20 protein-coding genes and 2 pseudogenes are annotated in these 24,085 nt (G+C 34.8%); 18 read left to right on the plus strand and 4 right to left on the minus strand.

The genetic code is table 11. The features are described from left to right. Positions 1-31: 31 nt before the first annotated feature. Complete coding sequence (locus tag CKK03_RS03120) at positions 32-829, minus strand: DUF4366 domain-containing protein (RefSeq protein WP_099361178.1); 798 nt, start codon at positions 827-829, stop codon at positions 32-34. Between the two features lie 823 nt (positions 830-1,652). On the opposite strand from CKK03_RS03120, the gene CKK03_RS03130 reads away from it, so the two are divergent. From CKK03_RS03130 to CKK03_RS03215, 18 genes and pseudogenes are all read left to right on the plus strand, one after another. Continuing rightward, positions 1,653-2,399, plus strand: coding sequence for a YveK family protein (locus CKK03_RS03130; protein ID WP_099361180.1), 747 nt, complete (start codon positions 1,653-1,655; stop codon positions 2,397-2,399). Further along, on the plus strand, positions 2,389-3,093 hold the full coding sequence (locus CKK03_RS03135) for a CpsD/CapB family tyrosine-protein kinase (protein ID WP_099361181.1): 705 nt from the start codon (positions 2,389-2,391) through the stop codon (positions 3,091-3,093). Before CKK03_RS03130 ends, CKK03_RS03135 begins: the two co-directional genes overlap by 11 nt. Before the next feature lie 147 nt (positions 3,094-3,240). After that, positions 3,241-4,008 carry a tyrosine-protein phosphatase gene (locus tag CKK03_RS03140; RefSeq protein WP_099361182.1) on the plus strand — a complete coding sequence of 256 codons (768 nt, stop codon included), beginning with the start codon at positions 3,241-3,243 and terminating at the stop codon, positions 4,006-4,008. Positions 4,009-4,089: 81 nt separating this feature from the next. Next, the gene (locus CKK03_RS03145) at positions 4,090-5,928 is read left to right on the plus strand and encodes a polysaccharide biosynthesis protein (protein ID WP_099361183.1); all 1,839 of its coding nucleotides are present in this window, start codon (positions 4,090-4,092) and stop codon (positions 5,926-5,928) included. Between the two features lie 33 nt (positions 5,929-5,961). After that, positions 5,962-6,846: pseudogene (galU, locus tag CKK03_RS03150) on the plus strand (UTP--glucose-1-phosphate uridylyltransferase GalU). A 342-nt stretch (positions 6,847-7,188) separates the two neighbouring features. Next, complete coding sequence (locus tag CKK03_RS03155) at positions 7,189-7,377, plus strand: type IV pilin protein (RefSeq protein ID WP_099361184.1); 189 nt, start codon at positions 7,189-7,191, stop codon at positions 7,375-7,377. Further along, complete coding sequence (locus tag CKK03_RS23475) at positions 7,340-7,531, plus strand: hypothetical protein (protein WP_142353996.1); 192 nt, start codon at positions 7,340-7,342, stop codon at positions 7,529-7,531. The genes CKK03_RS03155 and CKK03_RS23475 overlap by 38 nt, the downstream gene beginning before the upstream one ends. A gap of 747 nt (positions 7,532-8,278) precedes the next feature. After that, positions 8,279-8,815 (plus strand): PglD-related sugar-binding protein, encoded by a 537-nt coding sequence (locus CKK03_RS03160; protein WP_142353997.1) that lies wholly within the window; start codon positions 8,279-8,281, stop codon positions 8,813-8,815. 3 nt (positions 8,816-8,818) lie between these two features. After that, on the plus strand, positions 8,819-9,439 hold the full coding sequence (locus tag CKK03_RS03165; RefSeq protein WP_099361186.1) for a sugar transferase: 621 nt from the start codon (positions 8,819-8,821) through the stop codon (positions 9,437-9,439). 13 nt (positions 9,440-9,452) lie between these two features. After that, entirely contained in the window at positions 9,453-10,391 is a 939-nt protein-coding gene (locus CKK03_RS03170) for a glycosyltransferase family 2 protein (protein ID WP_099361187.1), read from the plus strand. Between the two features lie 353 nt (positions 10,392-10,744). Beyond that, positions 10,745-11,878 carry a polysaccharide pyruvyl transferase family protein gene (locus CKK03_RS03175; RefSeq protein WP_099361188.1) on the plus strand — a complete coding sequence of 378 codons (1,134 nt, stop codon included), beginning with the start codon at positions 10,745-10,747 and terminating at the stop codon, positions 11,876-11,878. A gap of 14 nt (positions 11,879-11,892) precedes the next feature. Further along, a complete protein-coding gene (locus tag CKK03_RS03180) occupies positions 11,893-12,915 on the plus strand; it encodes a glycosyltransferase family 2 protein (RefSeq protein WP_099361189.1) in 1,023 nt (340 codons plus the stop codon). Between the two features lie 144 nt (positions 12,916-13,059). Further along, the gene (locus CKK03_RS03185; RefSeq protein ID WP_099361190.1) at positions 13,060-13,854 is read left to right on the plus strand and encodes a glycosyltransferase; all 795 of its coding nucleotides are present in this window, start codon (positions 13,060-13,062) and stop codon (positions 13,852-13,854) included. Positions 13,855-14,209: 355 nt separating this feature from the next. Further along, positions 14,210-15,325 carry an O-antigen ligase family protein gene (locus CKK03_RS03190; RefSeq protein WP_099361191.1) on the plus strand — a complete coding sequence of 372 codons (1,116 nt, stop codon included), beginning with the start codon at positions 14,210-14,212 and terminating at the stop codon, positions 15,323-15,325. A 125-nt stretch (positions 15,326-15,450) separates the two neighbouring features. Continuing rightward, a complete protein-coding gene (gene murJ / locus CKK03_RS03195) occupies positions 15,451-16,980 on the plus strand; it encodes a murein biosynthesis integral membrane protein MurJ (protein ID WP_099361192.1) in 1,530 nt (509 codons plus the stop codon). A 257-nt stretch (positions 16,981-17,237) separates the two neighbouring features. Continuing rightward, positions 17,238-18,233: a UDP-glucose 4-epimerase GalE gene (galE, locus tag CKK03_RS03200; RefSeq protein ID WP_099361193.1), complete on the plus strand. Its 996-nt coding sequence runs from the start codon at positions 17,238-17,240 to the stop codon at positions 18,231-18,233. Between the two features lie 881 nt (positions 18,234-19,114). Beyond that, positions 19,115-19,654 carry a transposase gene (locus CKK03_RS03210; protein ID WP_245863981.1) on the plus strand — a complete coding sequence of 180 codons (540 nt, stop codon included), beginning with the start codon at positions 19,115-19,117 and terminating at the stop codon, positions 19,652-19,654. Further along, positions 19,651-21,203 (plus strand): annotated as a pseudogene (locus CKK03_RS03215) (YifB family Mg chelatase-like AAA ATPase). The gene CKK03_RS03210 and the pseudogene CKK03_RS03215 overlap by 4 nt, the downstream one beginning before the upstream one ends. Positions 21,204-21,427: 224 nt before the next feature. Here CKK03_RS03215 and CKK03_RS03220 read toward each other — a convergent pair. The 3 genes from CKK03_RS03220 to CKK03_RS03230 form a co-directional block, all read right to left on the minus strand. Further along, a complete protein-coding gene (locus CKK03_RS03220; protein WP_099361195.1) occupies positions 21,428-22,483 on the minus strand; it encodes a DnaD domain protein in 1,056 nt (351 codons plus the stop codon). Between the two features lie 103 nt (positions 22,484-22,586). Beyond that, a complete protein-coding gene (locus tag CKK03_RS03225) occupies positions 22,587-23,087 on the minus strand; it encodes a competence protein ComK (protein WP_099361196.1) in 501 nt (166 codons plus the stop codon). Positions 23,088-23,180: 93 nt separating this feature from the next. Beyond that, complete coding sequence (locus tag CKK03_RS03230) at positions 23,181-23,510, minus strand: helix-turn-helix domain-containing protein (protein ID WP_180271133.1); 330 nt, start codon at positions 23,508-23,510, stop codon at positions 23,181-23,183. Positions 23,511-24,085 lie beyond the last annotated feature (575 nt).

Genomic DNA, 24,085 nt, shown 5'->3' on the forward strand with positions numbered 1-24,085 from the left:
GGAGGTTAGTCACCTCCCCCTACTCGATTCATTAATATCTATTTTTCCTTTTTGAAACGATCCAATAAATAGCTCCACCTACTACGACTAAAATAAAGATTGAGAAAATGATCATCCCAACCATGAATGAAGTGGATGCCCCATTCTTATCTGTTTCAGAAGCTATTTCTGTTTTTACGGTTTTTTCAACCTTTTCTTCTTCTTTATTCTCTTCTAAAGACTCCTCATCTTCAGTAGTCTCTTCTACTTCAACCTCTTCTGCAGTTTCCAAATCCGTATTTTCTGTCTCTTGGTCAGCGGCTTCTTCTTTCTCCTCATCGACAACCTCATTGGTTGATATGTTTGAGCTGTTAGTTGAACTACTTCTAGCCGGTTGAGAGTATGTATTACCCGATGGAACCGCCGGTTTATTTGTACCAGTTGGTGTTGGCTTCGAACCTCCTGAGTTTTGGTTAGGTGTCGGCTTTGAGGGCTTAGGTTTTACCGGATTTTCCTGGTTAGGCTTCGGGTCAGGTTTTGGTTGTGTTGGTTTTGGCTCTTGTGGTTTAGGCTGCTCACTTTGGCCTGGTGTTCCCCCAGTTCCTGGATTCTCTGGTGGTTGAGTAGGTTCTGGAGCAGGTTCTTCCTCTTTAGGTTCCTCTGGTTTGGGCGTTTCTTCCACAGGATTGGTTGATGGTGGAGTTGGTTCTGTTCCTTCATTCTCCGACTCGTTTACTATATTAATTGAATGTTGAGCATCTGTGAAACCAAGCACTGTATTAGGAGGGAAAATAAACATTAATAAGCTGATAAATGCTATGTATATAAGAGTTTTTCTAAATCTATTCATAAATCTACCTATCTCCTATTAGTCCGAATTGTATATATAAAGAATAACCCTTTATCCTACATAATTACAACAAAATTTCCATTTTTTCTTATAATAGTGGTATGTTTTGTAGAAAAATGTAAAACTTTCGCAGAATTAAGTAAATTGATGACTTTTTTCTAGGAATACAGTAATATAAAATATGTTGTGAATTTTTGGGGAAATGAAACCTTGGTATTGGGGAACTTGAAGATCGATGATTTTTTTCAATTTTAGTATGCTCATTTAATGTAAAATTTATCATAAAGAGAATAGATTATTGGTTATGTTCAATAATAATATAAAGTTCCTTACGTGTATAAAAAAACGTAAGGAACTTATGCTTAATTAAATCAGATGTTTAAATAGGAACAAAATAACTTTAATCATTAAAAGTTTGAACAAAGTTGCAGCCCTTACAAGCTCTACCAATTTGTTTCCTGCTTATAGGGTTTATATAATATACTTCTTCATATCCACAAACGGAACACTCCATATCATGAAGAATCTCCCGAGGTCCTAATAATACATCAAGCAAGTTTTCAAAGTACATATAACCACCCTTTCCTCTTCTATTTGTGTTCAATATCATAACAAAAATGAAGAATGAAGATGGTTATAATTTGTCATCATTATCCATGTTTTTTTCGACAATAATTATATATGATAAAAATAGAGTTGGGTCAAAAGGACTAGATAGGAACAATGTGGCATTAACTTTTTTGTGGTTTTTGTAGAAATTTGTAAAAACCGGGTATATAATTACATTTAGTGTTTTAAAAAATTACTAGTTTCGGAGGTCAGTATGGAAGAGACAATTAGTTTAAAAGAGTTATTCCAGACGATACGCAAACGTCTTTCATTAATAATACTATTAACAGTCGTTGTAGTAGCAACAGTAGGTGTCATAAGTTTCTTCTTTTTAACACCAGTTTATAGTTCAACTTCTCAAATTATTGTAAATCAATCGAAAAATGAACAACAAACAATAAATACTGGGGAAATTCAAACAAACTTACAATTAATTAATACCTATAGTATCATTATTAAAACTCCAGCAATCCTAGATGTTGTGAAAGAAGAATTAAATTTGGATAGATCAACTGGAGCTATTAATAGTCAAATCTCAGTAGCCAATGAACAGAATTCACAAGTAGTAAATATAACAGTTCAGGATACAGATCCAAGAATGGCTGCCGATATTGCCAATACAGTTGCTTCGGTATTTCAAAAAGAAATTGTAACTATTATGAATGTTGATAACGTACAGGTCCTTTCGCCTGCTGTAGTTGCTGAAAATCAATCACCTGTGAAACCACAGCCAGTTCTAAATATGGCAATTGGACTAGTTGTCGGATTAATGCTTGGAGTAGGATTAGCGTTCTTGCTTGAATATTTAGATAACACTATAAAAAATGAACAAGATATTGAAAAGTTATTAGAATTACCAGTGTTAGGTGCAATTACAACAATTGATATGGAAGCTGAAACTGCAAATATTCCTAGCCAGAAAAGCTTTAGTAGAGTAAGGAGTGAATCCGTTGGCTCGTAAAAAATCAGTGCGTAAACAATTTTCAAATAAAAACCGAAGCTTAATTACGATGCTTAACCCGAAATCACCGATTTCAGAACAATATAGAACGATTCGCACCAATATTCAATTCTCCACCGTGGATGAAGAATTACGTACGTTGATGGTTACTTCCTCTGGTCCTGGTGAAGGAAAATCAACAACGACGAATAATATTGCGGTTGTGTTTGCTCAGCAAGGCAAAAAAGTACTATTAGTGGATGCTGATCTACGTAAGCCAACAGCACATTATTCATTTAGAACAGAAAATCATGTTGGACTAACAAATGTCTTAACAAAACAAGCTTCACTTATAGATGCCGTACAAGCAACTGATCAAGAGAATCTTTATTTATTGACGAGTGGACCAGTTCCGCCTAATCCAGCTGAGCTTCTTGGTTCAAAGTCAATGAATGAATTTATGAAAAACGCACAAGAAGGCTTTGATGTTATTATTTTTGATACACCACCAGTACTTGTTGTGACAGATGCACAGATCCTTGCAAATAAATGTGATGGGGTTGTCATGGTAGTGAGTAGTGGAAAAACAGAAAATGAAGCTGCTATCAAGGCGAAAGAACTACTTGTAAATGCCCAGGCGAGATTATTAGGTGTTGTTCTTAACAATAAAAGCCAAAAAGAAAGTCAGCATTATTATTACTATGGAACTAACTGAGTTTATTTCCAAAATTTAAAGGGGATTTCGTCACTATTCGACAAAATCCCCTATTCAATTGCTATATATTATATGCTACTATTACGATTGTAAGCATTTTGGTAGAATAATTTGTCGAAAAATTGTACAAGTTAAAGGGGGATAACAATGATAGATATACACAGCCACATCTTGCCATGCCTTGATGATGGTGCAAAAGACCTAGATGAAAGCATTGAAATGGCAAAGTTAGCTGTTTCTGAAGGAATTACGAAAATTATTGCAACTCCCCATCATAAAAATAGAGATTATAATAACCCAAAAGAGAAAATTCTACAGCAGGTTGAGGTGCTTAATACAGCTTTATCTCAACATAAGATTCCCCTAACGATATTACCCGGACAAGAACCTAGGATCTATGGAGAGATGATAGAAGAATATGAGAGTGGAGAAGTGTTAACGCTGAATGATGGCGGAAAATACTTATTTATTGAATTTCCAACTGGACATGTTCCACGTTATTCCGAACAGTTATTATTTGATATTCAGTTAAAGGGATTAACTCCAGTAATCGTTCATCCTGAGCGAAATAGCGAAATTATCGAAAATCCTGACATGTTGTATAAGTTCGTGAAAAATGGAGCATGCACGCAAATAACGTCTTCAAGTGTGACTGGACATTTCGGTAAAAAGATAAAGAAATTCACGATGCAATTAGTTGAATCAAACTTAACTCATTTTGTCGCTTCTGATGCTCATAATCTATCAAGTCGTCCATTCAGAATGAGAGAAGCCTATCGTGAGTTGGTTAAAGAGTTTGGAATAGAAGTAGAATATTACTTCAAGGAAAATGCAGAGTTACTTCTTGAAGGAAAAGCAGTTATAAAGGAAACGCCGGAAAAGATTAAGAAAAAGAAATTGTTTGGGATATTCTAAAAGCAATTTATATAGAAAGAAAAAGAATTCTTTGCTTCTATAAATAGTATACATAGAGGCGTTTAAAGGGGGAGTAAGACCTTGTCCTATCGAAATAGAGTAGGGTCGCTAGTTTTAATCGATTCTATGATTGTATTAACGGCTATCTATATTAGTTATTATTTTCTTCATCCTTATTTTAATATTTTTACATCGCGCGCATTGCTAATAAGCTCTATTACTCTATTAGCGGGTCATCATGTATTTGCTTATATATATCGCTTATATAAAAGAGCATGGGAGTATGCAAGTATAGGAGAGTTAATCAGCCTTGCTAAGGCAATTACATTTTCTATTATTACTCTTGCGGTTGTCCAATATCTTGTGATTGGAAATGTGTATGTAAGAGTATTAATGCTTACATGGATGATGCATATTCTCTTTATTGGAGGGTCACGGTTTTCTTGGAGAATTTTCCGAGATTCCTTTATTAAGGATACAATAGTAAAAAAGAGAACGTTGATCGTTGGTGCCGGTGCTGCCGGGACGATGCTAGCAAGGCAGCTACAACAAAATCATGATCTTGATCTTAAACCTGTTGCGTTTGTAGATGACGATGTTAAAAAACAAAATCTACAAATCTATAATGTGCCAGTTCTCGGTGGGGTAAGTTCAATAGAAGAAATCGTAAAAATGAAAGATATTGAAAATATCATTATTGCAATTCCATCTTTAAGTAAAAAGGAATTAAATGAAATCTTCCAGGAATGTAGTAAAACAAGTGCAAAAACACAAATTATGCCGTTAATTGAAGATGTCATGCTTGGTAAGGTAACTGTAAATAGCTTCCGTGATGTTCAGGTAGAAGACCTATTAGGAAGAGAACCCGTACAATTAGACACCGAAAGTATTTCGGAAAAGTTAACAGGTAAAACGATTCTTGTAACAGGTGCTGGTGGTTCAATCGGTTCTGAAATTTGTCGACAGGTTAGTAAGTTTAACCCCAAAAAACTTGTGCTAGTAGGTCATGGGGAAAACAGTATTTATTTAATTGATATGGAACTACGAAATAAGTATGGAACACAGTTTGAAATTATTCCTGTGATCGGAGATGTACAGGATCGTGCAAGAATGTTTGAAGTTATTGAAAAACATTCCCCAGATGTAGTATACCATGCGGCCGCACATAAGCATGTTCCTTTAATGGAGTACAATCCAAAAGAGGCTGTGAAGAACAATGTGTTTGGAACTAGGAATGTAGCAGAAGCTTGTGATGCGTTTGGAGTCAAGAACTTTGTCCTTGTTTCAACTGATAAAGCGGTAAACCCGACAAATGTGATGGGTGCGACGAAGCGCATGGCTGAGTTGGTTATTCAAAATCTTGCGTTAACAAGTAAAACAAAGTTTGCAGCGGTACGATTTGGGAATGTACTTGGTAGTCGAGGATCCGTAATTCCGTTATTTAAAAAGCAGATTCAGGCGGGTGGACCTGTGACGGTTACTCATCCTGAAATGACGCGATATTTTATGACGATCCCAGAAGCCTCAAGATTAGTGCTTCAGGCGGGTGCATTGGCACGCGGTGGAGAAATTTTTGTGCTTGATATGGGTGAGCCGGTTAAGATAGTAGATTTGGCGAAAAACTTAATAACTCTTTCGGGTTATACATTAGATGAGATTGAGATACGCTTTTCAGGACTTCGTCCTGGGGAGAAGATGTTTGAAGAGTTGTTGAATGAGGATGAGATTCATCTGGATAAGGGGCAAATCTATCCTAAGATTTATATTGGGAAGACGTATAACCTTTATACAGATGAGGTTAAAGAAATTCTCGCTCATGGTTTAGAACTTGAAACCGAAGTGTTAAGCAAGAAATTAATAGATTTAGCAAACAATCGAGTGGAGCCGAAGAAAGAAAAGCTAGTATCAGTTATGAATTAAGAATAAATAGTAATTAATAGGGAGTTATTTAAAATGAAAGTAAGAAAGGAGATTATTCCTGCGGCAGGACTTGGAACAAGATTCTTACCTGCGACAAAAGCAATGCCAAAGGAAATGCTGCCAATCGTTGATAAACCGACAATTCAATATATTGTCGAAGAAGCAGTCGAATCTGGAATTGAGGATATTATTATTGTTACTGGTAAAACTAAACGTGCAATTGAGGATCATTTTGATAACTCATACGAATTAGAACAGAATTTATTAGAAAAAGGAAAACTAGAGCTTCTAGAAGAAGTTCAAAAATCTTCTAGGGTAGATATCCACTATATTCGTCAAAAGGAGCCAAAAGGCTTAGGACACGCTGTGTGGAGTGCGCGTAAATTTATTGGAGATGAGCCATTTGCAGTGCTACTTGGGGATGATATTGTCCAAGCTGAAAAACCTTGTTTACGTCAGTTGATGGATGAGTATGAAAAGACGTATTCTTCTGTCATTTGAGTTCAATCTGTTCCTGATGAGGAGACACATCGTTATGGAATTGTGGATCCTGCTGTTCAGGTTGGAAGAAGGTATCAAGTTACGAATTTTGTGGAGAAGCCTGCACCTGGTACAGCACCATCAAACCTAGCGATAATGGGAAGGTATATCCTGACTCCAGAGATATTTATGTTTTTAGATAAACAGGAAACGGGTGCTGGTGGAGAAATTCAGTTGACAGATGCGATTCAGCATTTGAATGAAATCGAACGAGTTTTTGCATACGATTTTGAAGGAAAACGTTATGATGTTGGTGAGAAGTTTGGGTTTATTAAGACTCAGGTTGAGTTTGCGTTGAAGAATGAGGGTTTGCGTGAGGATTTGTTGGAGTATTTAGCGGGTGTTGTGGAGAGTAGTAGAGTTGGATTAAAGGCATAGAAATGTAAAATTGGTAATAGTTTGGTAGTTAAAAAACATCGTTTTTATATTATAGTTTTTATTAGGCTACTTTAGTTAGTGGACTTAGTATGTTATGTTGATAGCTGCTCCTCTTTCGAAGAGTGTAGTATATTTTTTTGGGTGATGTCTTCTTACCTTTATCAATGAAGACACTCGGCTATGCTGTGGGTTGTTAACCTTAGACACTGGGGTGTCGGTAGTATAGTGTGAGGTTGGGTTAGATGCCCTGGATATTATTTAATTGTGAATGTATAATGAACACCTTTGAGTTTACAGAATTTGAGTAGGGTTTCTTTTATGTGATCTTGGAGGTGTTGTTGAATGATTAATAATAGATTATTTGTTAATAGAGTTGGATCAAAGGGAATTACTTTGATTGAGGTCCTTGCTGTTGTTGTTTTTTTAGGAATTTTGGCGGCGATCGCAGTGCTGAGTGTTATGAAGATTATTGAAAATGTTAAAGAGGAAGTTTGTGATAGTAATAGAGCTGAGTTTGAAAGGTATAGATAATACAGATGCGTCGTTTGATCAATTGTTGCTTGAATTTGGTAATGATAAATGTCCAGATTATGGTGAATTTCGATATGTAAATGGGGAAGTTGAGTGTAGTGTGCATGGTGAAGGGAATAGTGATGATGTGGAGGAAGAGGTTCCCTATTTGTGAGTATTCTTCAGCTCTTCGAGCTGGGATTAATTAGACTGATTGAATGGTGGTTGGGAGCTGAGAATCATATAAAGATAACCTTATAGAAAGCTAGATATATCAACGGTTCAAGGTGCATTTTAGATGTAATTAAGGGTTGTGAAAAAGTGAAGTTATTACTATTCAATCTTAATTAATCGAGTTTTAAAAGTGATTAAATGTATATTGAATGGTGATGTTTGAATGGAAATTGAGACGTGAGTATATGTAGGAGATAAGTTTTAACGATTTAAGTATCTACACGCTATATATGGAAGTTAGATAAATAACTGCCACTATATACAGGTATTTATCTATATCTCATACTTGTCTTTTGACGATTCGGTAAAGATAAGACGCTAAAACTGAATTTGAAAACGTTGATTTGACGGGCTTTGTATGCCTTCGAATAATGGGGAATTATTGAATGGAGTTGCGGAACTGAGTATCGTAGTTAGATTGAGTGCTAGAAACCTTGCGGGATAAGGGCTTGAGGCGTTTTTAGTGAGAATTATAGATTGATTGAATGGTATATACAATAGGAAGAAACCCGGTTGAGAGTAATTTAACAGTGAATATCTATTTCGTATTTGCTTGATAGATTGAATAGATATTACGAGGTGGCTATCAGTAGTAGATAAGATTTAGTGGTTTAGTAGTTGGTTTGAAAGTTGTTTAATTCTAATTAAATACTAAGTTACTAAAGAAGTAAAGATGGAGCTGATTTTTTTGAGCGGAAACTTACTTATACTGGCTGCTGGTGGTCATGGAGGAGTAGTTAAAGAAACTGCCATTGCAATGGGGAAATTCCCGAAAATTGATTTCTTAGATGACAGATCTGATTTAGCGATAGGAAAGTGTAAAGATTATAAAAAGTTTGTTAACAGCTACACATATGCTTTTGTTGCAATTGGGAGCAATGAAATAAGGATGAAGTGGCTGGAAGAGTTGATGGAAGCGGGATTTCAGATTCCAATTTTGGTGGATCCAACAGCTTATGTAAGTCCTTCAGTTAGTATTGCAATTGGCTCCATAATATGTGCTAAAGCAGTTCTTAATACCAAAGTAGTAATAGAGATGGGCTGTATTGTTAGTATAGGTGCAATGGTAGATCATGATAGCATTGTTGGAGAGTATTCTCACATTAATACAGGGGCAATAATTAAAGCGAACAGTAAGATAGAAAGACTTAAAAAGATAAATGCCGGAATGATTTATGCTGATGAAAAACAAAAAAAAGTAACTAGTTATGAAATTGAGGTGTAAGTAATGTATTTGAAAGTAAAAAGATTGATAGATATTATTCTTTCCATAGTCGGACTTATTGTTTTATCCCCAATTTTTGCAATTCTTATTATTGCTATAAAAATAGACTCAAGAGGACCAGTGCTTTTTAAACAAAAGCGTGTTGGAATCAATAAAACTTATTTTAATATCTTAAAGTTCCGTACTATGAGAATTGATACCCCTAAGGATACTCCAACTCATTTGTTAGAAAGTCCGGAACAGTATATTACTAAAATGGGAATGTTTTTGAGAAAGACGTCACTTGATGAGCTGCCGCAAATATGGAATATCTTTGTTGGGCAGATGAGTATTATCGGACCTAGACCAGCACTGTGGAATCAGTATGATTTGATTACTGAAAGGGAAAAGTATGGTGCCAATGATGTTCCACCTGGGTTGACTGGTTGGGCTCAGATAAATGGTAGAGATGAACTTCCTATTGCTGTTAAGGCTAAGTTGGATGGGGAGTATGTTGAGAGGATTAGTCTTTGGATGGATGTTAAATGTTTCTTTGGAACCATAATTAGTGTTATTAAGAGTGAGGGTGTTGTTGAAGGTGGGACTGGAACGAAAAAAGCTGATACAGAGTCATTGAAACAATAGGGGGGATTTCAAAATGAACAACACAACTATGATTCATATTGAGAAAGATATGTCAACGCATGATTCCCCTAAGGTATCAATTATAGTAGCAACATATAGACGAAAAGAAGCATTGGAAAAAGCTTTACAATCTTTAATTATACAGACGTATTCTAATTGTGAAGTTATTGTAGTTGATGACAATGCTGATGCTGAATGGAATACTAAAGTTGAAAAGATTGTTAACAACATGAAGGGCTCAGACAATGTTGAAATTTTTTATGTGCAAAACAAGAGTAATAAAGGATCTGCAGAGACTAGAAATATTGGAATTAAGGTAGCTACGGGCGATTATATTACTTTTTTAGATGATGATGATATTTATCTACCCGACAAAGTTAAGAAACAAGTTGAGTATATGATTAAAGAAGGTTCAGATTTTTCACTTACAGACTTATGGCTCTATGATGAAAAAGATAAGTTAATTGAAAAACGTGTTAGAGACTACATTAAAGATTTTTCATCAGAAAGTTTGATGAAATATCATCTAATGTTTCATATGACAGGGACAGATGTCATGATGTTTAAAAAGAAATATTTGATAGATATTGGGCTATTTTCTCCAATTAATGTTGGAGATGAGTTCTATTTAATGCAGAAGGCAATAGCAGGGAAAGGGATTTTTAGTTATTTGCCTGGATGTGAGGTTAAAGCTTATGTTCACAGTGAAACAGACGGGTTATCTAGTGGAGATGGAAAAATAAAAGGCGAGAATGAACTATATGAATATAAAAAGAAATATTTCAATAAATTAACACAAAAAGAACAAAGATATGTAAAAATGAGACACTATGCTGTTATAGCATATGCAGAGCTTCGAAAGAAAAAGTATTTTTCTATGATTAAAAACTCATGTCTTTCTTTAATATCTTCACCTACAAATTTTATTAATCTATTTATAAATAGGAAGTAGCAAAACACGCTATTATTACACTTAGCAACTAAACATTCCTATATACAAAACATTAAATTTTTATATCTTGTTAAATTGTAAAGAATTACCTAATTCATTTTTCGGCCGGGACAGATACTGTGATTTCGAAAAGTTATCTGACGGTAATTGGTAATTGATGCAAATGGAGTACTGGATGGATTTGATGTGAAAGTCTATAAAGACATAGGCAAAAATCTCTTATTTTCAATAATGTGATTTTGCATACAGGCGAGTCCATCCTATCGAGCTGAGATGAAAAAAAGAGGGTTATAATCAGCTATTTGAATCTAAAAAAATTTTTTTAACGAATTGATTGTCAAGAGGAGAAGGTTATGAAAAAAGTTGGAATATCTACTGTACACACTGGGTTTAATTATGGATCGGCATTGCAGGCATATGCAAGTAAGGTGGTTTTGAATGAACTGGGGTACCAGGGAATCAATATTTCATTAAAAGGCAGTCTTATCAAAGGTAGGGATGTAAGACTAAAGAAAGTCGCTGTTATTGCCATTAGGCTTTTGAGACAACCGCATAATATTAAAAAGAGAATTAATGTTTATAGTGATAATATGAGTAAACCCTATTCTGAACATTCAAAGGAATTATTCAACATTTTTAGACAGAAGCAAATCCAACCATTTCACTGTACATGGAATCAATTAAAGCGTCTTGCAAAGAGTGATGATTTTAAGGCGTTTTTGTGCGGGAGTGATCAAATTTGGAATGCAGAAGCATTATATGTAGATCCACAGTATTACTTAAGATTTGCACCTAAAGAGAAAAGAATTGCTTTTGCTCCTAGTTTTGGAAGAGATAAAGTTGCCGATTACAATAAGAATATTATAACAAAATACATTAAGGATATCCCGAATCTTTCAGTGCGGGAAGAATCTGGTGTTTCTATAATTAAGGAATTGACTAATAAGGATGCTGCTCATTTGATTGATCCTACACTGTTACTAGATGGATCAAAGTGGGATAAATATTTAGAATTACAAGAAGATTTGTCAGACAGTAAAAAGTATATATTGGCATACTTTTTGAATGAACCATCTGATTACGCAAAAGAGTATATCAAGAAATTAGCTCAAAAAAATAAACTGAAGGTAATAGCGCTTCCTTATCAAAGAGAAGTAACAGATTGGTTTGATATTGCACCAGATGCCGGACCTGTTGAGTTTGTCCAGTATGTTAAAAATGCATCTTACGTTTGTACGGATTCATTTCACGGGACTGCATTTGCAGTTAATTATGAAGTGCCTTTTTACACATTTGAAAGACAATATGGCTCTGCTGGAAAACAATCATCTCGATTGGCTTCATTCCTGAAATTGGTGTCATTAGAAGAGAGGTTTAATCCTATCATGGAGTTATTAGATGCACCGATTGATTACAGTAAAAGTAAAGTTGTCCTTGAGAATGAAAGGAAGAAATCTGTGGAGTACCTTGTAAATGCGCTACAGTAGATGGAGGGTAAAAAATGATAGGTAATCTTAATAATGAAACTTCAAAGTGTCTGGTTTCGATAATCGTTCCAGCCTATAATGTGGAGAAGTATATAGAAAAGTGTCTTTCATCAATTTTAGAGCAAACCTATACAAATATTGAAGTAATTGTTGTGGATGATGGATCAACAGACAATACAAGACAATTTATAGATAATGTTACGAAACAAGACAGCAGAGTTCGTGTTATACACAAAAAAAATGCTGGGGTTAGTGCTGCAAGAAATACTGGAATTGAAATATCGACGGGAGATTATCTGGTTTTTGTGGATGGAGATGATTTTATTGCACAGGATTATGTTGAGTACATGCTCGGTTTAATTGAAAGTACAGGCTCAGAATTTTGTCTTTCAAAATGTTGCTATACCAAGAGTGGTGAAAAGCAAACTGAAAGTGAATATATAGAGCAATTACGACCAGAAGATGCAACAGCACTACTTATATCTCCAGATGTTATTGTGGGATGTTGGAATAAAATTTTTAAACGAAGTTTAATAGTAAACAACAATATATGGTTTTCGACTAATTTGTTTTATGGAGAAGGACTTACTTTTATTACCACAGTTTCACAAATATCTAAATCTGTTGGTGTTGGAAATCGCAAAGTTTACTATTACAGACGAAACAATGAAGCTTCCGCAACAACAAAATTCGATATTAATAAATTATATAATGGTGAGAAAGCACTAGAAAACATTAGGAAGCAACTTATAATAAACAGCCCGAAAGTCAATACAATGCTTAACTTACATTTATGTCTTTTTAGTTTAGGCGCATTAGTGAAAATTAAGTCTAATCGCTTAGAAAAAGAGTATTTGAAGGATTATAAAAGGTGGAAATCATATATAAGACATAATTCTTTAAAATTCACATTTAGTGGAGAAATATCAATTTATAGAAAGTTACTGCTATTTGGAGGATGTTTAAGTCCATGGCTTATGATGAAGTTAGACACAACTAGAAGGAGACATATTTCTGCTAATAGTGTTGGTGAGTAGTAGTTATCAGTTGAAAAAGTTCAATGGATTGAAAAACTAATAGCTAGTTCAATTGTGTTTTATTGTTAACGCATTTATACGAATGACGTCCTACAAAAATAGCTTACTAATAATAAAACACCAAGGAAGTAAGAGGAGGAAGAAATGAAAGTACAGATTCTTGTGTCAACAATGAATCAAAAGGATTACTCATTGTTGGATAAATTAAACATTCAGTCGGATGCAGTTATAGTTAACCAGGATGATCATTATTCTTATGATATTTTTGATTATAATGGATATCGCATAGAATGGATTTGCGTTAACGAGAGGGGATTATCTAGGAGCAGAAATTTAGCACTTTCAAAGGCTAGTGGTGATATTTGCATTCTTGTAGATGATGATGAACAATTACGAACAGGGTATCCTGATATAATTAGAAATGCTTTCAGTTTTTATCCTGACGCAGCAATTATTGCATTTAATCTTGCATCTATAGGAAACAAGAGTAATCGATATTTCAACAAAAAAAATAAACGACTACACAGATTTAATTCAATGAGATATGGTTCAGCACGTATTGCTTTTCGTAGACAAAAAATTATAAAAGAGCAGATCGGATTTCCAACATTATTTGGTGCCGGTTCATCATTTTTTAGTAGTGGTGAGGACTCAATATTTTTATCAACTTGCTTTAACAAGCGTTTGAAAGTATATGCTTGGACAGAAGTAATAGCAGATATTGAGGATGAGGACGGAACATCTTCCTGGTTCAGTGGATATAATAAGAAGTATTTTGTTGACAAAGGAGCTGTCTATGCAGCAATGACAAAATATTTGGCAGTAGGATATTGTCTATACTTCGCGTTTCGTCATAAAAAGAAATATTCAAATACAGTTTCCTTTCAACAAGCTATGCAGTGGATGCTAGAAGGAATAGCTGTATATAGGAAACTATAGTAATTGGTTATTTTTTATTGTAGAGGAGTTAAGCTTAATATTATATAGAGTTAATTGAAAGGATGCTACTAAAGATCTTACTGGAAACAAGTATAACTTTTGCAAAACGAATACTGGTCCTTTTTAATGCGTGTTTATGTATCAAGGGGCTATGAATTATTAATCTTTAAAATGGTAAAACTGTTATTATTATCTGGTAATAGTCTAATAGCTTATGCAATTAAAATTAATATCTTCCGTGTATCAATATCTTTAAAAGAAATGAGTGGAAAAAGTGTATCAATTGAGGGATACCAAAATAGCCCCTTTTTTTGTTCAATTAATAATAGTCTCTCTGTGTTTTGGGGGATTCTATTTGAATATAGGTTTTGCTTTAAAACCATATATAATACTTACCTTTTTAAATATTCTGTTACTATTTAGTATCACAAGATTTAGTAAATTGTTACCTTTCGAAGTGTTAATGATATTTTTTATCTTAGTTTATTGTGCCTCTGCTTTACAGTTTAATTATCCTGATAAACATTTGCGTTTTATTTTTGCCTTTTTTATTATATTATTATTTTATTTTTCAACAAGAGGCTTAATTATCATATGTAAAATTGAAGATTTACAAAAAATGATATCAATTTCTGGCATAATTGGAAGTTCTGCCTCCCTAGTATATTATCTCATCGGAATAATAGAGACTGGGATGAACTTTTATGGGAATGGCGTAATATATCATGGATTAATGATAGATAGGTCAATACCGAGATTGATTGGTACAGCATCCGGAGATCCAAATATATTTGTTCTTTTTATGACCCTATACTTTTTTTACTATTTGTATAACATATCCACGACTAGAAATAAAATTGGCTTTTTGCTGACCACAATGTGTATTATTTTAACTTTTTCAAGAGGGGCATATATTGCCATTTTCATCACATTTCTATTAATGTTTATTTTTGGAGATAAACGAAAAGGAAAGTTTAAGAATTTATTGGTTATATCTCTCATATTCATTGGGATAGGTTATGTTATAAATTTGTTTGGTGTAAATTACATGGACTTTATTGGAAGTAGATTTTCAAATATTTCTAATGATGGAGGGAGTGGCAGGATCACTCTTTGGACGAATGCGATAGAAACCTTCAAAAATAATCCAATAATGGGTATAGGGCTAAATGGAACTTTAGATTATAATACTATAAATTATGGAAGCTCAGTATATATACACAATACAATGCTCGAGGTACTTTCCGAATCGGGGCTAATGGGCTTCATTGTATTTATCTTATTATGGATTTCAATACTAATTTTCTGTATAAGAATATTTAAATATAATAAAACAACAAAATTTCTTTTAGCAACTTTTGTTGCAACTTTTATTCAAATGCTCTCTTTATCAATATTATTAAATGAGGTATTTTATCTGATGTTACTGTTGTTATATAGGTATAGTATAGAAAATATAAAGAATGAATGACTTGCTCTCTCTATAGATGTGGCTTTTTTACTTGATAATAGTAATATGAAAACATATAAAACTTTAACAATTAATTTAAGAGGTTATCTAAAATTAATTGTCATGGATAAAAAGAGGTTTTAGAAATGAAAAAGATAGCACTAGTATTAATGGTATTAACAATAATCTCTAAATTATTTGGCCTTATTAGAGACATTACTTTATCTTATTTCTATGGAGCCTCTAATATTAGTGATGCATACCTCATATCATTAACTATTTCAACAATATTAGTTTCTATTATTGGTACAGGTATATCTTCAGGGTACACTCCGATGTATACAAAAGTTGAAAGTATAGATGGAGTTAAAGCAGCGAACAGGTTTACTAATAACTTAATAAATATAATTCTAATTTTCTGTACTCTAATTATAATAGTAGGTTTAACTTTTACTGATACAATTGTAAAAGTATTTGCTTCAGGATTTCAAGGTGAGACTCTTGTTTTAGCAATTAAATTTACTAAAATAAGCTTGATTGGTGTATATTTCACTTTCTTAATATACATTTTCAATAGTTTTCTGCAAATAAGAGGAAGTTATTTCATAACTGGGATGATTGGTTTACCATTGAATCTTATAATAATAACTTCAATTATTGTTAGTTCAAAAACAAATATATTATTACTATCAATAGGTACAGTTATAGCAACAGCTTCTCAATTATTATTATTAATACCGTTTCTATATAAGACAGGCTATAAATATAACTTTAGAATTGATATAAAAGATGAATCTATCAGAAATATGGTAAGATCTGCGATGCCAATTATTCTTGGTATGTCGATTGTTGAGATTAATACTCTAGTTGATAGGACTCTAGCATCGCATATTGCAGTTGGAGGAATTTCAGCATTAAGTTATGCGTATAGACTAAATGGCTTTGTTCAAGGTTTATTTGTTTCTACCATAGCAGTAGCCATCTATCCTATGATATCAAAAATGGCCAACAAAGGTAATTTAACGGGGATAAAAAAATCACTTGTAGAAGCAATAGGATATATTAACTTATTAGTTATTCCTGCAACTGTTATATCTATGATTTTTGCTGAGCCAATAATCAGATTATTGTTAGGTAGAGGAGCATTCGATGAAAATGCAATAAAACTAACAGCTAGTGCATTATTCTTTTATTCAATTGGCATGATTGGTATTGGTCTTAGAGAAATACTCTCAAGGGCTTTTTACTCATTACATGATACGAAAACTCCAATGATTAATGCAGCGATTGCTTTAGTTTTGAACATAATACTAAATTTAGTGCTTTCTAAGTTTTTAGGTATAGGTGGACTTGCACTAGCCACCAGTATATCAGCCATAGTTTGCACTATACTACTATTTTACAATTTACGAAAAAAAATAGGTCCTCTCGGAATAAAAAAATTACTTTATTCATTTGTTAAAATAGTGGTTGCTTCAAGTGTTACAGGTTTATTATCATATCTATTTTATGGAATGCTTGTAAATAAGATAGAAATGAATATCACATTATTATTAACTTTTTGTTTTGGTATTATAGTCTATCTACTATCAATATACTTTATGAAAGTAGAAGAGAGTAAAGAAATGTATCTATTAATCAGGAATAGACTGAAAAGGGGAACAATACCAGAATAATTAACTCCCTCTCACACAGCTAATCCCTGGAACTTGTCGAATGTTGTTAGGTTGAGTAATGAAGTAGTTTCTTTGGTTTGCTGCGCCTATCTTTTGCAAGGCGATGTACAAGCTACATTTGCTTCAACTAATTAACTGCAAAAAGCTGTGTTTTTAAACTATGACTACAATAGAAGATGGTCTTCAGATGTTTGTAGATTATTATTATGTAGAGCAAGTCTTTATATATTAATTTACAGAAAAGGAGATACTTAAGCATGAATATATTAGTAACTGGCGGAACAGGATATATAGGATCACACACTTGTGTTGCTCTTTTGGAAGCAGGACATTCAGTCATTATTGCTGACAATCTATCTAACAGTAAGAGTGAGACTGTTATGAAAATCATGGATATAACTGATAAAAAAGTAACCTTTTACGAGATTGATGTAACAGATACAGAAGCTGTGGATATTATTTTTAGAAATTATAAGATTGATGGAGTTATTCATTTTGCCGGTCTTAAAGCAGTTGGCGAATCAGTAGAAAAACCACTAGAATATTATTACAATAACATCGTAAGCACCATGGTTCTAACAAAAGCTTGTCAGAAATATGGTGTCAATCGATTTGTATTTAGCTCATCAGCAACCGTGTACGGAGATAATAAGGTACCTTTTGTAGAGACAATGGATCTCTTACCAACGACTAATCCTTACGGTGAAACGAAAGCCATGAGTGAGCGGATTCTTACTGATATTGCAAATGCAAACCCTACTTTTTCAGTTTCAATTCTTCGATATTTCAATCCAGTAGGAGCTCATGAGAGTGGACTAATTGGTGAAGCACCTAGTGGAATTCCAAATAATCTTATGCCATATGTAACTCAAGTGGCTAATGGGAAATTAGAGAGAGTGAGAGTCTTCGGAAATGACTATCCAACAGTGGATGGTACAGGGGTTCGTGATTATATCCATGTAGTGGATTTGGCTAAAGGCCATGTTGCTGCATTAGAAAATCTAACTGAAGGTGTTCATGTTTATAATTTGGGAACCGGGAAAGGTACCAGTGTACTAGAATTAGTGAGAGCTTTTGAAGAAGCAAATGGTATTAAAGTCCCTTATGAAATTGTAGAACGGAGACCTGGGGATATCGCTTCATGCTATGCCGATGCTTCAAAAGCAAAGCAGGAACTAGGATGGACAGCCAAACGTGATATTTTTGCAATGTGTCGTGATGCATGGCGGTTTGAGAAAAATTATATGGAATAGTGTGATTTAGTAAATTACCCGCTGGGCAGTTCAATAATGGCTTGGCGGGCTATTATACGTACTTTTTATCTTTCCTCACTACAAAGAGGATCATGCAACTCTAACATAATCTTTCATATTTAATCCTTCCTATATTTACACAGCATTTCTTCTTTTAAAATTTTACCCCATTCAAGATCAATGAGCATGACATATAAATTAGCTCGAAGAGATAATGGTAGTCTCCTCATGATATAATTAAAATCCTTTTCATCATTAACAAATTTCGGGGCCTGACCCCCACCAAGGTAATGTTTTACTGTGTTAAAGTAAATTAAATCTTGGCGTGGAACTATCAATTTTTGTAGCCTTTTTTATATCGCTGGGCGATATACGGTACGATTAAAACCCTCACGTACGAAATGAGATCCATCCGATAAGTGATATGTATCAGTTTAGAATAAAGGTTTAACAGTATCTAGCAACTCTTTAATAATGTTCAACAGGATAGGGGCTGGCCACTATTTTTATGATTCGTATCCATAGGCGATATATGAGAATGTGCTACAAGATATATTAGAAAATTTCCCTCTCGTCCCCAATAAATATCACTATTTTTCAAATTTCAACAAATTCCCGGGAAATATCTACAAATTATGAGTAGATATCGACAAATAAATTAGAATAGCGGAGCTGGCCCCCACGAGGTGAAATTTTACAGGGTTACAGTGAAAATGAATATTTTATATATTGGGGTGCTAGTGTTTAAATTGCACTTCTTCTTTTTTGTTCGAAAGTGTTTGACTTTGTGATTGACAGTTTTCTTACTATTTGATAAATTGAATTCGAAAACAGAAATAGGTTAATAGAAGGAGGAGTTAAATGACAAGAAAGCATCGAATTTGGTTTCCAGGTGCGATGTATCATATACTGCTAGAGGAAACCGGAGATCTTCACTTTTTAATCAACGCGATGATTATCTTACCTATTTAGCGATCCTCGAGGACGTTCGCTCCATGTACCCCTTTCAGCTTCATTCCTACTGCTTGATGACCAACCATATACATCTTCAAATCGAAACAACGAATTTCCATATTAAATTAATTATGAAAGAAATGCACTCCCGGTATGCCATTTATTTTAATAAAAAATATCATTATGATGGTCATGTTTTTCAAGGTCGATATGGGGCAGAGATAATCGATACGGATCAATACTTTTTGGAAGTTAGTCGCTATATCCATCGGAATCCCCTCGAGGCAAAGATGGTGAAAAACCTATCATGCTATGAATGGAGTAGTTATCCTGGCTATCTAAATCTAGTAGAAAACCACCATGTATTTCCACATAAAACACTTTCCTATTTTCAAGAACCACTCACATTAAATTATAAGCACTTTGTTGAAAACCCTATAAAGAAAGAACAGGAGTTGTTAAAATGATTGCAAAAATCATGAGTATTGGCCTAAAGGGAGTTGAAGGCTATCGTGTTCAGGTTGAGGTCCAAACACTCGATGGAATGGAAGCATTTCTTATTGTAGGACTGCCAGATGCCTCGGTTAAAGAGTCAAAGGAAAGGGTCTCTACAGCACTTCATTCATATGGCCACCAGTTAGTAGATCAGAAGACAGTTGTCAATCTCTCCCCATCTGAGCAGAAAAAGAATGGACCCATTTTTGATTAGCCCATGGCAATCGGAATCTTGAAAAGTACGGGTGTGATACGAGTTAACATTCCGGCCACTCATGCTTTATTGGCGCGTTATCCTTAGATGGATCCATTTTACCGTTTGAAGGATTACTCGCAACAGCCTTGGCAGCAAAAAAATTAGGGTTTACGATCCTATACATGCCATTTGAACCAAATCTACCGGAAATCAAAATGGAGGGGCTCGATATTGTCTTTGTTTCCTCCCTTCATGAAGTCATTCAACATCTATCTGGTCAATTGCTTCTTCCTTTTCACTCTCCTCAATTAATACAAGATGATAGCATCGAATTTGAAAAAGACTTTCAAGATATTATCGGTCATGAATTTGCAAAACGTGTGCTTGAGATCGCCGCCAGTGGAGAGCATCATGTTTTTATGTCAGGACCACCTGGATGTGGAAAAAGTTTACTTGCTGAAACCTTTCCGTTTATTTTGCCTCCATTATCAAACGAGGCACAACTGGAAAAGGTAAGCTTGTACCAATTAGCAGGAAGTGAAATTTTACAAATCAATCAACCATCTTTCCGCAATCCACATCATTCAGCATCTAGTGTATCGATTATCGGTGGTGGACAGAACCCCAAGCCTGGTGAAATATCATTGGCGCACCGCGGGGTATTGTTTTTAGATGAAATGGCGGAGTTTTCTAAGAAAACGTTAGACATGTTAAGACAGCCAATTGAAACACAAAAAGTCACCATTAGTAGAACACGTTCAACTGTAACCTATCCAGCGGCCTTTCTTTTAATTGGCGCTATGAACCCTTGTCCTTGTGGCTATCTAGGTTCGAGTTCCCATTACTGTACATGCACTCCAAAACAAATTCAATCCTATCAAAACCAAATCTCTGGCCCTATTCGTGATCGATTTGATATTTCCCTATCCTTACAGTCTATCAGTTTGGACATGAAGAGTAATATCCAAAGCAAGACATCCGAAATGATTAGGAAACGTGTCATCAAAGCCCGTAATCGGCAATATGAACGATATGACAAAGAAGTTTGTAATGGACGAGTCTCATATGAGTTGTTAATCAAGACTAGTAATCCATCAGAGAAAATCAAACAACTCCTACAACAAATGGCATTCAAAAGGAAATGGAGTAACCGAATCCAAGTGAAAATTATGCGCCTTGCCCGTACAATTTCAGACTTAAGAGAGGAGAACCACATATCAGAAGAAGCAATATGGGAAGCAATGACCCTAAGTCGCTCTAGCGACAACAACCGAATTGTGGGACAGAGGGACAGGTCCCGCGTACCAGGTTCTAGGTCACAGTGACGCCCCGATATTTGTCGAAAGCGGGTGTGTTCGTTCAGATCCTAAATATTATGGTACTATTAATTTACTTTTATCTGTTATAATTACGAAATTTTATTTCAAACAAACGTTTGATTAGCGGCCTATAGCAACAGTACCAGGCCTTTTCAATTTCAAACAAACGCTTGATTGGATGTGTTTTTGGCTGGGTAAGAACTGCTGTTATACTGGTGAAATGTTATTATTTAGTATTCTTGAATAACACAGGACAATGGGGCAGGTTTAATGTCCAACGTCTGTTTATTACTATCTCCTCTGGGTTTCATCAGTCGTTCCTCAAATAGTCTTTTCTTTTCTTCAAAGCTAGGATTGTTTACACGTTCTTTGCCCTGATCACGATTATGAAACCAGTCAGGAAGGAGTTCTTGTCTTGTCGTCTTTTTCATAGATGGGTGCTTCGTTTGATGTTTATAGGTTAGACGTGCAGCATAAACATCATCCAAAGTTTGATAGCCTTTATCTACCCAATCTCTTAGGACCGCTTCGACATAGTTCCAACGCTTTGATGAATTTTCTACGGCTAGTTTCATTGCTTCGATCACGAGCTCGTATGATAGGTCAGTGCACCACACCTTAATTTTATCAGCGATAAAACTACCCATCGTTCCAAATCCATTTTGCTCGAAGAATCGGTACGGGTCTTCTTTTTCGTTGCTTTGCTTAAAATCTTTTGAAGAAGAAGAAGTCTCTGAAGTAATCTTTGTAGTAATCTCTGTAGTAATCTTTGGTATTGGTGTGTTCAGATTGAACTCCTCTACGTGCCAAGTTGAACCGCTCGACCGCTCAATTTGAACACATGGGCTGTCCAGGTTGAGCACATCGTCTGCTCTATCTGAACATACCATTTGTTCAGGTTGGTCTGATGGGATAAGTTCTTCCTCCATGAAAGGAAGGTCATCGCAAATGCCCTCATCCTTTAGTTCGTTCAAATTCTCATAATTTATCGTGTACCATTTCGTTTTGTCTAGTTTCAATCGATTGAAGTTTTGTGAGGTTAGGTAGCCTTTGTTTTCTAGTTTAACAATTGTTCTTCGAATCGTGCTTTTGGAGATGAAAGGAATTTGTTCGACCAACTGATCATAGGTGAGATACACCCATTTTCGATCAAGTTTGATATGTTTGCTACGTTGGAGCCAGTAGTGGATTTGTTGAAGGATAATACTTTCATTTGTACCGAGCAATTTAGCAAGAGTCGGTACAACAATTAGTGGTCTTTCATTCAGTAGAATATTTCCATTCATGTTCGTCTTCATCCTTTTTGTTTTAGTGGTGGGTCGGAGGGACAGGTCCCGTGTCCCAGGGGAAATGATGGTGAATCGAGGGACCAGGCCCAGTGTCCCGTAATTACATTCCTAATAATGAATACGTTTGCATTTTGTCTTGTGTTGCATATTGTAAGACACACATGGCGGTACGGGTGTATTGCTTTTCTAATAGATAATGCGATTCGTTCATGGGCAGTTTTTGTTGATTTTTGAATTGAATAATTGATTGGATTGTGTTGCTTTGTTGGGATGGGACGATTGATTTTATATGGTGGTAGAAGATCCAATTGCACTCAAACGCGGTAGGAGAGTGAGTGGGAAACGCGAAGATATTTCTTCGAGGGTTGATTGGAATAGGTACCTTTTGTATTGCTCCAGTTAAGTGGGTGACGGCCTTGCGTCTGCCTTCATATGTGGCTCCGCCTTCGAGACAGGCTGATTTGATGATTTGGAGTGGTGTTTGTCTTATGTAGAGGGTTTGATGATCCTCTTTGACAATCGCTGAGTACTCGATTTCCCTTGCAGTAAGGATTGCCTGTGTTTGAGGGTTAACTTCGTAGGTGAGTTGAATTTTTTTCATGTGGTTTGCTCCTTTTTTGTGGTGCGGGGGACTCTTTTTATACGTAGTATTTTGTCATAGGATAATAGAGGTTAAGGGATTGGTCTAACAGCTTTATTTCTTGGATTTTATACGATCAATCCCTTTAAGGTAAGTTTCTGCTAATTCTAATATGTTTTCTTGAATTTCAATGGGTCTGTCAGCTAGCAAAATTACAATAGAATCAATCACTTCCGATAGTTCAGTATCAAGAAAAATCTGCCAAAGGGGAGTGTCTAATGCTTCTGCTATCTGTATATACTTTTCTAAGGAGGTTCCTATCCTTGCACCATTTTCAATTTCACTTAAATAGTTTGCAGAAATTCCTGCTTCATAAGCAAGTCTGGCTTGACTCCATTTTCGTTCAATGCGTAAATCTCGAATCCTATGACCAGCTCGTTTCAAAAAAATCACCTCTAGCATTAGTAAATACTAGAAAAGGTAAAAGTGAAATAAACGATAGTTGGGAATTTATCTGTTTTCACCAACTATTGTTGGGATTCTGAGAGAAATGGGTAAATTGTCACAGTGACGCCCCGAAGTTTGTCGAAGATAAGCTGCAAGTAAAGTAAAGCTAGTGGTATTTCTTGATCAAAAATAAGAATTCTGTTAGTTAGATTATTTTTTGACGCATATGGTTCCAATCATTTATTACGTTATTTTAATAGCTTTGTCATACTTTTTAATTGGATTGTAATAGGCGGATAACAATAAAACATTATGATTGACTATATAAATTAAACATCTTAGGAGTAACAGAACATGAAAAAAATAAAATCTATCATTTGTTTTTTTCGTAGACACCATAAATACGATTATTACAATGAAAAGTGTATAAGTTGTGGAAAGAAAAAATGATATAATATATGGTCACAGTGACGCCTCGGAATTTGTCGAAGGGTCATATGCATTGAGTAATAACTAGACTAGAGTATATGAATTTAAGGCTCTAAGGTTAAGATGATACACACGAAAATGAA

The sequence above is a fragment of the Fredinandcohnia onubensis genome, from assembly GCF_002734215.1.
Taxonomy (GTDB): domain Bacteria; phylum Bacillota; class Bacilli; order Bacillales; family Bacillaceae_L; genus Ferdinandcohnia; species Ferdinandcohnia onubensis.